Origin of the sequence: Virgifigura deserti, assembly GCA_003576685.1 — a bacterium.
GTDB classification, from domain to species: Bacteria; Pseudomonadota; Alphaproteobacteria; order Dongiales; family Dongiaceae; genus Virgifigura; species Virgifigura deserti.
Map to the genome: position 1 here is coordinate 301,980 of QOZR01000004.1, position 14,037 is coordinate 316,016.

Below are 14,037 nucleotides of genomic sequence, written 5' to 3' on the forward strand. Positions count from 1 at the left end.
CTCAGCCGCCGAGATAGGCCTCTCGCACATGCGGGTCGTCAAGCAGGTCCTGGCCAGTGCCTTGGAGCGCCACCTGACCGGACTCCAGCAGATAGGAGCGGTCGCACATCTCCAGCGCGGCATAGGCGTTCTGCTCGACCATCAGCACCGTTGTCCCCTGGGCGCGGATCTCCATGATGATATCGAAGGTCCGCTCCACCAGGTTGGGGGCAAGGCCCAGCGACGGCTCGTCGAACAGCACCAGCTTGGGCCGGCTCATCAGCGCGCGGCCGATCGCCAGCATCTGCTGCTCGCCGCCCGACAGCGTCCCCGCCATTTGGCTGCGCCGCTCGGCTAGCACCGGAAAGCGCGTGAAGATCCGCTCCATGTCTTCGGTCAGCGCGCTCCGGTCGGTCCGCAGGTAGCAGCCCATCTCGAGGTTCTCCTGCACCGTCATGTAGGGGAACACCCGGCGGCCTTCGGGGCAGTGGGCGATGCCGAGCGCCAGAATCCGCTTCGCGGAGGCTTGCGTGATGTCCTCCCCCTCGAAATGGATGCTGCCGCCGACCGGCGGCAGCAGGCCGGAGATCGCCTTCAGGGTCGTCGTCTTGCCCGCCCCGTTGGCACCGATCAGCGTCACCAGCTCGCCCTGGTTCACGGTGAGCGAAACCGCCCTGAGCGCGTTGACCTTGCCGTAACAGCAATCGAGGCCGTCGATCTCAAGCACGTTTCGCCCCCTCCCCTCGCACCCCGTGCCCGAGATAGGCGCGGATCACCTCCGGGTTCTGCTGGATCGCCGCGGGCGGGCCTTCGGCGATGATCTTGCCGTGGTTCAGCACAACCACCCGGTCCGAGACGCCCATCACCATCCGCATGTCGTGCTCGACCAGCAGAACGGTGATGTTGCGCGCCCGGATCCGGGCGAGCAGCCGCATGAAGCTCGAGGTTTCCGCCGGGTTCATTCCCGACACCGGCTCGTCCAGAAGCAGCAGCGACGGCCGGGCAGCCAGGGCGACGGCGACCTCGAGCAGCCGCTGCTCGCCATAGGGCAGCGCGCCGCCCAGTTCCGACGCCCGCCGGGCGATGCCGACGAACTCGAGGATCTCCACGGCCTCTTCGCGCAGCCGCTTCTCCTCCGCGCGGACCCGCGGCAGCCCGAGCAGCGTCTCCCAGGCCGTGCAGCGGCCGCGGCGGTGCAACCCGATCAGAATGTTCTCGAAGACCGTATTGGTGTCGAATACGCTGGTCTTCTGGAAGGTCCGCACCACGCCCAGATCCGCCACCTCGTGCGGGCGCAGGCCGGTCAGCACGGTGCCGCGGTAACGGATCCGGCCCTTGGTCGGCCGCAGGAAGCCGGTGATCACGTTGAAGGCGGTGGTCTTGCCGGCGCCGTTCGGACCGATCAGGCTGACGACCTCGCCCTCATGAACCGCGAAGTTCATATCGGCGACGGCGACGAGCCCGCCGAAATGGACGGCGACGTGCTCGATCTCCAGAACGGGCTCCAGAACGGGCGCGGCGGTATTCGGAATCGCGCTCATGGCCTTACTCCGCCTGTCGCTCGGCCGGGCGGGCATTCGACAGCTCCGCCGGCTCGGGTTCCGCGAGCGGACCGACGCGGCCCTCCCACCAGCTTCTGATCGCTGGCACGATGCCGTCGGGCAGGAAGAAGACGATCAGGATCATGAAGGCCCCATAGATGATCCACTGGATCTCCGGCCCCGCGAACGAGCGCAGGACCACGGGCAGGATGCCGAAGATCAGACCGCCGACGATCGGCCCGGCCAGCGTGCCCTTGCCGCCGGTGATCACCATGATCACCATGGTCACGGTGTAGATGAACAGGAAGATGTCGGGGTCGATGATCCGGACATAATGGGCATAGAGCCCGCCGGCGGCCCCGGCGATCGCGGCCGAGACGACCGCGGCGAGGATGAGATAGCGGGTCACGTCGATGCCAACCGAGGTCGCTAGCGGCTCGTTCTCGCGCAGGGCGATCATTGCCCGGCCGACGCGCGACAGCACCAGCCGCCGGATCACCAGATAGGACAGGATCGCGACGCCCAGGACCAGGTAGTAGTTCGGCTGCTTCTTGTAGATCGTCTCCTCCCACAGCCCCGGGATCCCGAAGGTGAAGGGCGGGATCGCGCTCAGCGCCATCGGGCCTTCCGTCAGGTCCACCCAGTTGAGCGCGACCAGCCGGACCACCTCGGCGAAGCTGATCGTGACGATCACGAAGTAGGCGCCGCGGACCTTGAACGAGATCCGGCCGATCACCCAGCCGAAGAAGCCGGCGACGACGATGCCGGCCAGGAAGGCGAGCCAAACCGGCTTCGGCGCGACGGCGAAGCGATAGCTCTCAGTCAGCTGCAGGTCGAAGCCGAGCGAGAGCAGCGCGCTGGTATAGGCGCCAATGCCGAAGAAGGCGACGTGCCCGAGGCTGAGCTGGCCGGTGAAGCCGAGCAGCAGGTTGAGGCTCATCGCCGCGATCGTGAAGATGCCCGTGGTGATCAGGATGTGCAGGAAATACAGGTCCGTGAGCCACAGCGGCACCGTGAGGAGAACCGCGAGCCAGAGGCAGAGCAGGGCTGTCTTCATCCGATGCGCTCCGCCCGGGCGAACAGGCCGGTCGGCTTGAACAGCAGCACGATGATGATCAGCAGGAAGCCCATCGCGTCGCGATAGCCCGACGAGACGTAGCCTGCCCCCATCTCCTCGACAAAGGCGAGGATGAAGCCGCCGATGGTTGCCCCCTTGATGTTGCCGAGCCCGCCGAGAATGACGATCGCGAAGGCCTTCAGGGCGGCCAGGTTGCCCATCGTCGGCGTCACCACGAAGACCGGGCCGAGCAGCGCCCCGGCCGCCGCGGCCAGCCCCGAGCCGAGCGCGAAGGTGGCGGTGTAGACAAAGTTGATATTGACGCCCATCAGCGCCGCGGTGTCGCGGTCCTGAAAGGTGGCGCGCATTGCCTTGCCGAGCTTGGTGCGGTGGATCAGCAGCTGGGCGCCGAGGATCAGCAGCACCGCGACCACGAAAACGAAGACCCGGACCCAGGAAACCGAGACCGGGCCGAGGACCAGCGGCTCAACCGGGAACGGCGTGTTGATCGACTTGGCGATGCCGCTCCAGACCAGCTGCTCCGTGTTCTGCATGACGATCCAGGCACCGATCATCACCAGCATTGTGGTGTCGATATTGGCGCCGCGCAGCGGCCGAAGCAGAGTGATCTCGATCAGCGCGCCGAGCGCGACGCCGAGGATGACGGCGATGACCAGGGTGGCGAAGAAGTCGAGCCCGAGCACCATGGCGAAGAAGAACATCATGTAGGCACCGAAGGCATAGAGCTCGCCGTGAGTGAAGTTCACCACCTTCATGATGCCGAAGATGAGAGTCAGCCCAATCCCGAGCAGCGCATAGGTGCCGCCAAGGATCAGCGTGTTCAGGAGATGCTGCAGCAGCTGGTCCAAGAAGCGACTCCCTCGAACCGTCGAAAGAAGGGGCCCCGGGGCCGCCCAGGCCGCCCCGGGGATCGGATGATTTCGTTCAGAAAGAGGGCTGGATGATCTCGCCGTTCTCGATCTTCACGACATAGACCGCAGGGACGTTCTGGCCGCTTTCCATGCCTTCCGGCCCCTGCTTGATGAAGCTGATGTCGCCATTGACGCCTTCGACCTTGACGTCCCAGAGCGCCTCGCGGATCGCCTCCGGCTCCGCCTCGCCGGCCTTCTCGATCGCCGCCGCGATGGTCATGATTCCGTCATAGCCGCGGAAGCCCTCGGTCAGGCCGGCGAAGTTGTAGCCGCGCTCCTTCCACTTATCGACGAACTGGACCGCCACCTCCGGATTCGGCGCGGCCTCGGGGAACCAGGGCGCGAAGAACAGCAGATGGTAGCTGCCGTCAGCGGCAGCACCGGCCTGGTCGATGAGCTGATCCGGCGACTGCGAGCCGCCGGTCGTGATGATCGTCTGCGGCAGACCCAGGGACTTCGCCTGCTTCAGCACCAGCGTGAGCTGCTCCACCGCCGTCGTCACGAACAGCGTATCGGCATCCGACGCCTTCAGCTTCGAGAGCTGCGCGCTCAGATCCTGCGCGTCGGCGGACATGGTCTCGACCATCCCAACCTCGACGCCGTTCTCCTTTAACATCGTCCTGAACTCGTCGGACGCACCGAGGCCCCAATCGTTGTTGACCGCCAGAAAGTCGGCCTTCTTGATACCGAAATCGTCGATTTTGTCGGCGAAGGCCTTGGCCTCCATTTCCGAGGTCGGGGAAATGCGGAAGACCCACGGATTGCCTTGGGTCGTGATCTTGCCGGAGGAGGAGGTCTCGACGACCATCGGGATCTCGTACTCCATCAGCTTCGGCATCACCGCCAGCGTGTAGGTAGAGCTCCAGGCGCCCATCATCACCGGCACCTCGTCGCGGACGATCAGCTTCTCGGCCGCGGCCACCGCCTCGGTCGGATTGCTCTTGTTGTCCTCGATGATGAGCTCGACCTGCTGACCCAGGATACCCCCATTGGCGTTGAGCTCGTCGGCCGCGATCCTGGCGCCGTTCGTCACGTAGTTGCCCGACGCCGCCACGGCACCCGTCAGCGGCTGATTGACGCCGATCTTGATGGTTTCCTGAGCCGATGCGATCTGCGGCACCGCCGCGAGCGCGACGGCGGAGAGCGTTAAGGCGACTGCTTTGATCCAGTGACTCATCCGTAACTCCTCCTCTGTTGCGTTATCGCCGGTGATGGCGCGCCGTGAACGGCTTAGTTCTTATTATTCTAATCATAGGACGATAGGATTATAGGGCAGGTTTCCGAAGGCTGGCAAGTGGCCGACGTTTCGAGTTTTCGAGGAGTTCAATGTGAAATGGGACGGGATCAGCTGCCATGCGGCGCTTTGCGGGACCGAATTCGTTCGATTTTCGGCGGGACTCGCGAGTCTGGTACGCTGGCGCTGCTTCGCGCCGGCCTCGTCGGCATATGCTTGTGAGGCGGCGGAAGACGGCCTGAGGCTGGGCATCGCGAACGCCTGGAACCCCCGCCAAGTAGGCAAGTTTCCGATTGCCTTCTTGGCGGCCTATTTCGCGACAGGACTTGTTTTAGGGATCAGGCGCAGTCCGGCTGTCGTACCAACGGCCCGAAAGATTGACTCGTTTTCCGTCATGATAGGGGCGGGTTTCAAACCCGCCCCTACAGCGGTTGATCGGTCACGCTCAAAAACTGCCGGTGTTATTCCGCGTTGAGCCGCTGCCGCTCCGTCGTAGGCGCCGCGCCGAACGCCGCCTCCATCTCGCGTCGTACCCGCACCGCCTCGCTCGTCTCGTCCACGACGACATCGCTCCAGCGGACGGCTGCGCCGGCCTTGATCGGGTGGCGCAGCTTCACGCCGTGCGCAAGTCCGATCGGCAGCCCACCCAGGCGCAGACTGTCGGCCGCTGGCATGAGCTTGCCCCACACGGTGAAGCCGCCCTCGCCGTCGAGCATTTCGCCCGCCGCCAGATCGCGCTTGGCGGTCGCGACCGCGTCGCCGCGGAAGCCGGTGGGCGCGCCGGTCGGCTCGAGACGCAGGCCGGCGCTGGCAACGGAGATGCCGAGTTCGAGCCCGATCAGGTGATAAGGCTTGTAGAGCACCGAATATCGACCCGACGGGTCGGTCACCAGACCATATTCGGCGAAGCATCGCTCAACATAGTCGGAGGGCGCCTCGAACACCACATAGACCCCCCAGCGAAGATCGCGGAAGACGGGCCTGCCGTCGCGCTCCAGCGAGGAGACAACCTCGACCTGCCCCTTGTGGTGGAGCCGGCCGCCCTCCGCCCCCCCCTCTGCCATGGGCCGCAGCACGCGCGGCAGGTCGTCAACGCCGCAGGACGGGAAGCAGAGCCCGTCCGGCGCCGGCGTGAGCCCCGTCGCGTTCGCCACCGCCGTCATCTCGATCGCCGATTTCGTGCCGTCGAGGAAGGAGTTGAACATCTGCGGGTTCAAGCCGCCCTGCCTCGCCTGCTCCGGCGTCAGGCCATAATGGGTCCAGACCGTCTCGGGCGTCGAATGATGATAGTCGGGGAGGTACTTGGTGCCCTTGCCGGCGGCAATCACATCGAAGCCGCAGGCCCGCGCCCAGTCGACCTGCTCGGCGATGAGGGCGGGCTGGTCGCCATAGGCGAGGCTGTAGACAATTCCGGCGGCGCGCGCCTTCTGCGCGAGCAGCGGACCGGCCAACGCGTCGGCCTCCACATTGACCATGACGATATGCTTGCCGTTGGCAATCGCCGCGAGCGCATGGGCGATGCCCGCCGGCGGATGGCCGGTCGCATCGATCACCACATCGGTCGCCGGATGCGCGATCAGCGCCTGCGCGTCTTCGCCGACCCAGGTCGTGCCGTCGTCGACCGCTTCGCCGATGGACCGTGCCGAAACGCTCTCCGGTGGCCAGCCGACATGGGCGAGACTCGCCTTCGCGCGCTCGGGAGCCAAGTCGGCAATACCCAGGACATGGAGTCCCGGCGTGCGGCGCGCCTGAGCGAGGAACATCGAGCCGAACTTGCCGGCGCCGATGAGGCCGACGCGGAGCGGCTTGCCCGCCGCGTCCCGCTCGAGCAGCAGCTTGTGGAGATTCATCGTTCTGCCCTACTCCGCGGCCGTGCGGCGCCGACGCTCATACTCGCCCAGGCAGTCGTCCGGCAACATCTCGATCGGCGTGAAGTCCTGGTTCGCGATCCAGGTCGGCCGCTTGAAGCGGCGGATAGCATTATCGCAGCGATTGAGCGAAAGGTAGAGAATCCAGCGCGACCATGGCGTCAGATTGGAACCCGAGGCGTGAACCAGATTGCCGTGGAAGAGCAGGACCGATCCGGGCGGGCCTTTGGGTGCCACGATTCCGCCTTCGTCGACCAGCCGGGCAATCGTCTCGTTGTCCGTCGTCCAGAGCGGATAGCTGGTCGTGGTGACGTCGTGGCCCGCCGCGAGCCGCCCTTCTCGATGGCTCTTCGGAATGAACATCAGGGGCCCGTTGAACTCGTTCGCTTCGGCGAGGAAGAGCGCGATGTTCATCGCACGCGGCGTCGGCATGTCATCGTCGCTGTACCAAGTTGCATAGTCCTGGTGCCATTGCCACACGGCACCGTCGAACGCCGCCTTCGCGTTGATCTTGAACTGATGCATGTAGAGCTTGTCCGAGCCGAGCAGCTGGATGCCGGGCTCGACCAGGCGCGGATGGCGCGCAACCAGTTCGAAGACCGGGTTCCAGGTCTGGACGTAGAAGGCGCTGCGTGGCGCCTCCGAGCCCTTCTCCCGGATCACTTCCTCCCGCTGCTGCGCGAAGATGCCGGGCAGTTCCCCGGTCAGAAGCGCCGCCTCTTCCGGCGAGAACAAATTGGGCAGGAAGAGATAGCCCTGCTCCTCGAACTCCGTGATCTGGGCTGGCGTAAGCTTCATCACGTTTTCCTCCTCATGAGGCTTGTTCCGACACTGCCGCTTTCGTTGTTCCCCGGGGCGTCCACTGGGACGCTCTCGGCTTCGATCGAGTGGACCAGGTTGGCGATCGCCGCCTCCGCATGTCGACGCGCAAGGTTTTCGGCTTCGGCCGCGTCGCCGCGAATGACCGCGTCGAGAATCGCCGCATGCTCGTCCCAGATGGTCTGCGGCGCGGGATAGCGGTGCAGATAGCCGCCCATCACGCGGCGGATATGCTGCCAGTGCAGCGCCGCCGTCTCCACGATCAGCGGATTGCCCGAGAGTTCATGGACGAAGAGATGGAACTTCATGTCCGCCGCGATCATCCGGCTGACCGAGCCGGAATCGACCGCCGACCGCCCGTCCTCGATGAGCTTGGGCCCCCAGAGCTTCGCGTCGGCCGTCCCGCGCAGCGCGGCGCCGCGGCAGGCAATGCCATCAAGGGCACTGCGCACTTCATAGAGATGCGAGATGAACACAGGGTCGAGCGAGGAGACCACCGCGCCGCGCCGGCCCGTGTCGCGCACGAAGCCCTGCGTCTTGAGCAGGTGGAGCGCCTGGAGGACCGGCTGTCGCGAGACATTGAGCCGCTCAGCAAGTTCGTCCTGGGTCACCCGCTGGCCCGGCGCAAGCTCGCCCTCGCAGATCGCGTCGAGAATCGAGCGATAAACGCGGTCGGCAAGCGGCAACTGAACCGGAAGGCGTTCCATTGAGAACTCATGTCTCGTGATTTCGTATACGGTATTCGACTCTGCTTCCAGAATCAATATGGCCGGTTGTAACAAGGTACGGAAGTGGGCGTTGGACAACCGTTCGGAGGTTGCAAATTCCATTATAATTAACACCGTAAGATTGTAAAAATAGAGGCGCCACAAACGAATTCGGCGCCGCATCCCTCTGGTTTAACTCGAAAACAGGCTCAACCACTAATAACACTTAGATACTGTGTTACATACCATTCTACAAAACACCTTGCGGTTTTCTGTCTGAAGTGTAAATTACCGATTCTAATATCGGCCTATGAGGCCGACAGACAGGAAGGAGCTGACGATGACGGTACGTCTTGGCGACACGGCGCCGGATTTTACGCAAGAGTCGACGGAAGGCCCGATCCGCTTCCATGAGTGGCTGGGCGACAGCTGGGGCGTGCTGTTCTCGCACCCGAAGGACTTCACCCCGGTCTGCACGACCGAGCTGGGCGAAGTCGCCAGGCTGAAGCCCGAGTTCGAGAAGCGCAACGTCAAGGTGATCGGCCTCAGCGTCGATCCGCTGTCGGATCACAAGGGCTGGGCGAGCGACATCGAGGAGACGCAGGGCACGGCGCTGAACTTCCCGCTGCTGGCCGACGCCGACCGCAAGGTCTCCGACCTCTACGGCATGATCCATCCCAACGCCAACGACACGCTGACAGTGCGTTCGGTGTTCATCATCGGGCCGGACAAGAAGGTCAAACTGACCATCACCTACCCGGCCAGCACCGGCCGCAACTTCGACGAGATCCTGCGGGTGATCGATTCGCTGCAGCTGACCGCAAACTACAAGGTCGCGACGCCGGTGAACTGGGAGCACGGCCAGGACTGCATTATCGTCCCGGCGGTGTCAGACGCTGAGGCCGACAAAGCCTTCCCCAAGGGCTACAAGAAGCTGAAGCCCTACCTCCGAATCACTCCGCAGCCGAACCTGTAACGCGCTGCGCGACCTTCTTGGACGAAGCCCTGGAGCATTCGGTGACCCATGTTGGCAAAACTTAACCTCGCGCAGACCAGTCCGCTCACGTCGGAGCATGCTCAGCAGCTCGACGGCCTGATCGAGACCTTGTCGCCCGAGGAGGCGATCTGGATCAGCGGCTATCTCGCGGGCTTCGTCCGTCGCGCACAATCCGCCGCCCAGGCCGCCAATGTCGCGCCGGCGGCAAGCTCGACTCCGATCCTGATCGTCTATGGATCGGAGACCGGCCACGCGGCCGCGCTAGCCGAACGCACCGGCGAGCTGGCCCGGCAGAAGGGGCTGTTCGCAACGGTCAAGGACACGGCCGAATTCCGGCCGCAGGATCTGAAGGCGGTCAAGCGACTCGTCGTGGTGACGAGCACGCATGGCGAGGGAACCCCGCCCGACACCGCCGCCGATTTCTACGAGTTCCTGCACGGCCGGAAGGCGCCCAAGCTCGACGGCGTGAAGTTCGCCGTGCTCGGCCTCGGGGATTCCACCTACGAGCATTTCTGCCAGACCGGCAAAGATGTCGATAAGCGGCTTCAGGAGCTCGGGGCGGAGCGAATTCATGCCCGGGCGGATTGCGACGTCGACTACGAGGATCAGGCCGACCAGTGGATCGAGGCCGTGCTCGGCTTCTTCACCAAGGAAGACGGGCCGTCGACCCCGAAGCTGAGCGTCGTTCAGGGTAGCGGGACGACCGGCGCCTCCGCCACGGCGCATCCGCAGCATGTTTACGGTGCCAAGAACCCGTTCCCGGCCACCCTTCTCGAGTCGATCACTCTCAACGGCCGCGGATCGGACAAGGAGACACGCCATATCGAGCTGTCCCTCGCGGACTCCGGGCTGACCTACGAGCCCGGCGATTCGCTGGGCGTCGTCCCGCAGAACGATCCGGCGATGGTCGATGAGCTGATCGAAGCGCTGAAGCTCGATAGCGAGGAGCGCGTGCCGCTCGGCAGCGCCGGCGAGGCGCCGCTTCGCGAAGCGCTTTCCCACCATTACGAGATCACCGTGCTGACGCCGCGCTTCCTCGAGCTCTATGGCGGTGCGGCAGAGGCGGCGACGCTCCGTTCGCTGACGGCAGCGGGCAACCGCTCCGAGCTGATGGCCTACACGGCCGGACGGCAGGTCATCGACGTGGTCACGGAATTTCCGGTCGAAGGGCTCGGCGGCAAGGCGCTTGTGGAGATGCTGCGCCGGCTTCAGCCGCGGCTCTATTCATTGGCGTCGAGCCTCGAGGCCTATCCGGAGGAAGCCCATCTCACCGTGTCCGTCGTGCGCTATGACAGCCACGGGCGGAAGCGCAAGGGTGTGGCTTCGGCTCACCTCGCCGAGCGCTGCGAGCTCGACGGCACCGTTCCGGTCTATGTCGAGCACAACAAGAACTTCCGCCTGCCCGCGGACGGTTCGGCGCCCGTCATCATGGTCGGCGCAGGAACGGGCGTCGCGCCGTTCCGCTCCTTCCTGCAGCATCGCGAAGCCGCCGATGCGTCCGGACGGAACTGGCTGTTCTTCGGCGAGCGCCATTTCAGGACGGACTTCCTGTATCAGCTGGAGTGGCAGCGCTTCCTGAAGGACGGCCTGCTGAACCGCATGGATGTGGCGTTCTCGCGCGATCAGGACGAGAAGGTCTATGTCCAGCGTCGCCTGCTCGAGCGAGGCCGGGAGGTTTATGGCTGGCTTGAGGAGGGCGCGCATCTCTATGTCTGCGGCGATGCGAACGGGATGGCGCCGGACGTGCATGCGGCGCTGATCGCGATCCTCGGGCGGGAAGGCGGTTTGGCTCCCGAGCAGGCGGAGGACTATCTCAAGCGCCTGCAGCGAGAAAAACGCTACCAACGCGACGTTTATTGATCGGATCAGGCATCGCCATGACCACCACAAGCAAGAGCTTGGGCCGCAGCCGGGACGTCACCCAGCCGCTGGACAAGCTTCACCCCAACGAAACCATCAAGGCCGAAAGCAATCTGCTTCGCGGCACGATCGCGCAAGGGCTCGAGGACCCGATCACCGGCGGGATTTCGGCCGACGATCAGCAGCTGCTGAAGTTTCACGGCAGCTATCAGCAGGACGATCGCGACCTGCGCGACGAGCGGCGCCGTCAGAAGCTGGAGCCGGCCTATCAGTTCATGGCGCGCGTGCGCCTTGCGGGCGGCGTCTGCCAGCCCTGGCAATGGCTGAAGCTGGACGAGCTCGCCTGCCGGTACGGGAACGGGACCCTTCGCCTGACGACGCGCCAGACGTTCCAGTTCCACGGCGTCATCAAGAAGGACATGAAGCGCACGATCCAGGGGCTCGACGCGGCGCTTCTCGACACCATCGCGGCATGCGGCGACGTCAATCGCGGCGTGATGTGCGCGACCAACCCGGATTTCTCGGCGGTTCACGGCACCGTCTACGAGCTTGCGAAGCAGGTGAGCGATCACCTGCTGCCGAAGACCCGGGCCTATCACGAGATCTGGTTGGACGAGAAGCCGGTGGCCGGCAGCCCGGCGGAGGAGGAGCCTATCTATGGGCGGACCTACCTGCCGCGCAAGTTCAAGATCGCCTTCGCCGTTCCGCCGTCCAACGACGTGGACGTTTATGCCCACGATCTGGGCTTTATCGCGATTCGCGAGGGCGACGATCTGGCCGGGTTCAACGTGACCGTCGGCGGGGGGATGGGCCGGACCGACAACGAGCCCAACACCTATCCGCGGCTCGCCGACGTGATCGGCTTCTGCAGGCCGGAGCAGGTCGTCGAAGTCGCGGAGCAGATCGTCGGCATCCAGCGGGACTTCGGCGACCGTGCCGACCGCAAGCGCGCGCGCTTCAAATACACCATCGACGAGCGCGGCCTCGATTGGTTCAAGGCCGAGTTGACGCAGCGGCTGGGCTGGAGCCTCGACGAAGCGCGGCCGTTCCGGTTCGATACGAACGGCGACCGCTATGGCTGGACCGAAGGGCTCGGCGGCGCGTCGCACTACACGCTCTTCATCGAGAATGGGCGGGTCCAGGATGTCGACGGAATCTTGCTCATGACCGGCCTGCGTGAGATCGCGCGCGTGCATGCGGGCGAGTTCCGCCTGACGCCGAACCAGAATTTGATCATCGCCAACGTGGCCGCCGACAAGCGCCCTGATATCGAGGCGCTTCTGAAGACCCACGGGCTCGACGGCACGCAGAGCGTCCTTCGCCGCGCGGCAATCGCCTGTGTCGCGCTACCGACCTGCGGGCTGGCCATGGCCGAAAGCGAGCGCTATCTGCCGCATCTGATCACCAGGTTCGAGGAAATCGTCGCGGAGTGCGGGCTCGAGGACGAGCCGATCACCATCCGCATGAGCGGCTGCCCGAACGGCTGCTCCCGCCCCTATGTCGCGGAGATCGCCTTCACCGGCCGCGCACCCGGAAAATACAATGTCTATCTCGGCGGCGGCTTCCACGGGCAGCGGCTCAATACGCTGTTCCGGGAGAATATCGGCGAGGAGACGATCATCGAGGAGCTGGGACCGATCATCCGGCGCTATGCGGCGGAACGCACGGCGGGCGAGCGCTTTGGCGACTTCGTGATGCGCGCCGGCTATCTCGACTGAGTCGAAGCGGCGCACGTCCTGCTTTCGTCTCCTCGGAGCCTCGGCCGCTCTTGAGTCTTGTCCTGCCTCCGAAGGTCGGACAGAATTTGTTCGTGGACGAACAAATTCTTATGGGAGGCGAGAATGGCAGTCGAAACGTCCGCCGGTCCGGCCAAGGGCAAGCTGGTCATCAGGAATATCGGCCTTCTGCTGTCGGGCGATCTGGACAAGCCGATCCTCGATGCCGATACGATCGTCGCCACGGACGGCAAGATCGAGGCGGTCGGCCGACAGGGCGATCTGGACACGGACCAAGCCGCGACGGTGATCGACGCGCATGACGTCTGCGTCGCCCCCGGCCTGATCGACAGTCACGTGCACCCGGTGTTCGGCGACTGGACGCCGCGGCAGAGCCAGCTCAACTGGATCGACAGCTTCCTGCATGGCGGCGTGACCACGATGGTCTCGGCCGGCGAGGTGCACCTGCCCGGCCGGCCCAAGGACATCGTCGGCCTGAAGGCGCTCGCCGTCACCGCCCAGCGCAGCTTCAGCGCCTTCCGTCCGGGCGGCGTCAAGGTGATGGCGGGCGCGCCGGTAATCGAGAAGGGCATGGAGGAGCACGACTTCAAGGAACTGGCCGAGGCCGGCGTCAGCCTTCTCGGCGAGGTCGGGCTGGGCAGCGTCAAGGCCGGTGAGGAAGCCGCCCGCATGGTCGCCTGGGCGCGCAAATACGGCATCCAGAGCACGATCCATACCGGCGGGCCGTCGATCCCCGGCTCGGGCCTGATCGACAAGGACGTGGTACTGGAAGCCGACGCCGACATCATCGGCCATATCAATGGCGGCCACACCGCCCTGCCCGAGGGGCATGTCTGCGAGCTGTGCGAGCGCTCGACGCGGGCGATCGAGCTGGTCCATAACGGCAACGAGCGAGTGGCCATCGCCGCGCTGAAGGCGGCGCGCGACCTGAAGCAGCTCCATCGGGTAATCCTGGGTACCGACAGCCCGGCCGGTTCAGGCGTCCAGCCGCTCGGCATCCTTCGGATGATTTCGCTGCTGTCCGGCCTGGGCGGGCTGTCGGCGGAAGCGGCGATCTGCCTCGCCACCGGCAACACGGCGCGTATCCGCAACCTCGCGGGCGGACTGATCGAGCCCGGACGCAGCGCCGATTTCGTGCTGATGGATCGCGCCCAGCACACGGCCGGCCGCACGATCCTGGAAAGCATCGCGCTGGGCGACATTCCCGGCATTGGTATGGTGGTCATCGATGGCATCGTGCGCACCGGCCGAAGCCGCAACACGCCGCCGGCCGAACGGCTGCCGGAAGTGGTGACGGCCTGAGCGAT

Annotated in this window: 12 protein-coding genes; 4 read left to right on the forward strand and 8 right to left on the reverse strand. The window is 65.0% G+C overall.

Annotation, left to right across the window (positions count from 1 at the left end):
* Window position 1: 1 nt before the first annotated feature.
* The 8 genes from DT069_RS09180 to DT069_RS09215 form a co-directional block, all read right to left on the reverse strand.
* Window positions 2-706 (reverse strand): ABC transporter ATP-binding protein, encoded by a 705-nt coding sequence (locus DT069_RS09180; RefSeq protein ID WP_119459993.1) that lies wholly within the window; start codon window positions 704-706, stop codon window positions 2-4.
* Window positions 699-1,520, reverse strand: a complete 822-nt coding sequence (locus DT069_RS09185) for an ABC transporter ATP-binding protein (RefSeq protein WP_119459994.1) — start codon at window positions 1,518-1,520, stop codon at window positions 699-701. Before DT069_RS09185 ends, DT069_RS09180 begins: the two co-directional genes overlap by 8 nt.
* 4 nt (window positions 1,521-1,524) lie before the next feature.
* On the reverse strand, window positions 1,525-2,577 hold the full coding sequence (locus tag DT069_RS09190) for a branched-chain amino acid ABC transporter permease (RefSeq protein ID WP_119459995.1): 1,053 nt from the start codon (window positions 2,575-2,577) through the stop codon (window positions 1,525-1,527).
* Window positions 2,574-3,446 carry a branched-chain amino acid ABC transporter permease gene (locus DT069_RS09195; RefSeq protein WP_119459996.1) on the reverse strand — a complete coding sequence of 291 codons (873 nt, stop codon included), beginning with the start codon at window positions 3,444-3,446 and terminating at the stop codon, window positions 2,574-2,576. The genes DT069_RS09190 and DT069_RS09195 overlap by 4 nt, the downstream gene beginning before the upstream one ends.
* A 76-nt stretch (window positions 3,447-3,522) precedes the next feature.
* Window positions 3,523-4,686, reverse strand: coding sequence for an ABC transporter substrate-binding protein (locus DT069_RS09200; RefSeq protein WP_119459997.1), 1,164 nt, complete (start codon window positions 4,684-4,686; stop codon window positions 3,523-3,525).
* 518 nt (window positions 4,687-5,204) lie between these two features.
* On the reverse strand, window positions 5,205-6,593 hold the full coding sequence (locus DT069_RS09205) for an NAD(P)H-dependent oxidoreductase (protein WP_119459998.1): 1,389 nt from the start codon (window positions 6,591-6,593) through the stop codon (window positions 5,205-5,207).
* Between the two features lie 9 nt (window positions 6,594-6,602).
* The gene (locus DT069_RS09210; protein ID WP_119459999.1) at window positions 6,603-7,409 is read right to left on the reverse strand and encodes a phytanoyl-CoA dioxygenase family protein; all 807 of its coding nucleotides are present in this window, start codon (window positions 7,407-7,409) and stop codon (window positions 6,603-6,605) included.
* Complete coding sequence (locus DT069_RS09215; protein WP_425450117.1) at window positions 7,409-8,320, reverse strand: GntR family transcriptional regulator; 912 nt, start codon at window positions 8,318-8,320, stop codon at window positions 7,409-7,411. Before DT069_RS09215 ends, DT069_RS09210 begins: the two co-directional genes overlap by 1 nt.
* A 157-nt stretch (window positions 8,321-8,477) precedes the next feature.
* Between DT069_RS09215 and DT069_RS09220 the strand changes: the two genes are divergently transcribed.
* The 4 genes from DT069_RS09220 (at window position 8,478) to DT069_RS09235 (ending at window position 14,032) form a co-directional block, all read left to right on the forward strand.
* Window positions 8,478-9,113: a peroxiredoxin gene (locus DT069_RS09220; RefSeq protein ID WP_119460001.1), complete on the forward strand. Its 636-nt coding sequence runs from the start codon at window positions 8,478-8,480 to the stop codon at window positions 9,111-9,113.
* Between the two features lie 48 nt (window positions 9,114-9,161).
* Complete coding sequence (locus DT069_RS09225) at window positions 9,162-10,994, forward strand: assimilatory sulfite reductase (NADPH) flavoprotein subunit (protein WP_119460002.1); 1,833 nt, start codon at window positions 9,162-9,164, stop codon at window positions 10,992-10,994.
* A gap of 17 nt (window positions 10,995-11,011) precedes the next feature.
* Complete coding sequence (gene cysI / locus DT069_RS09230; RefSeq protein ID WP_119460139.1) at window positions 11,012-12,712, forward strand: assimilatory sulfite reductase (NADPH) hemoprotein subunit; 1,701 nt, start codon at window positions 11,012-11,014, stop codon at window positions 12,710-12,712.
* Window positions 12,713-12,835: 123 nt separating this feature from the next.
* Window positions 12,836-14,032 (forward strand): amidohydrolase family protein, encoded by a 1,197-nt coding sequence (locus DT069_RS09235; RefSeq protein ID WP_119460003.1) that lies wholly within the window; start codon window positions 12,836-12,838, stop codon window positions 14,030-14,032.
* Window positions 14,033-14,037: the final 5 nt, after the last annotated feature.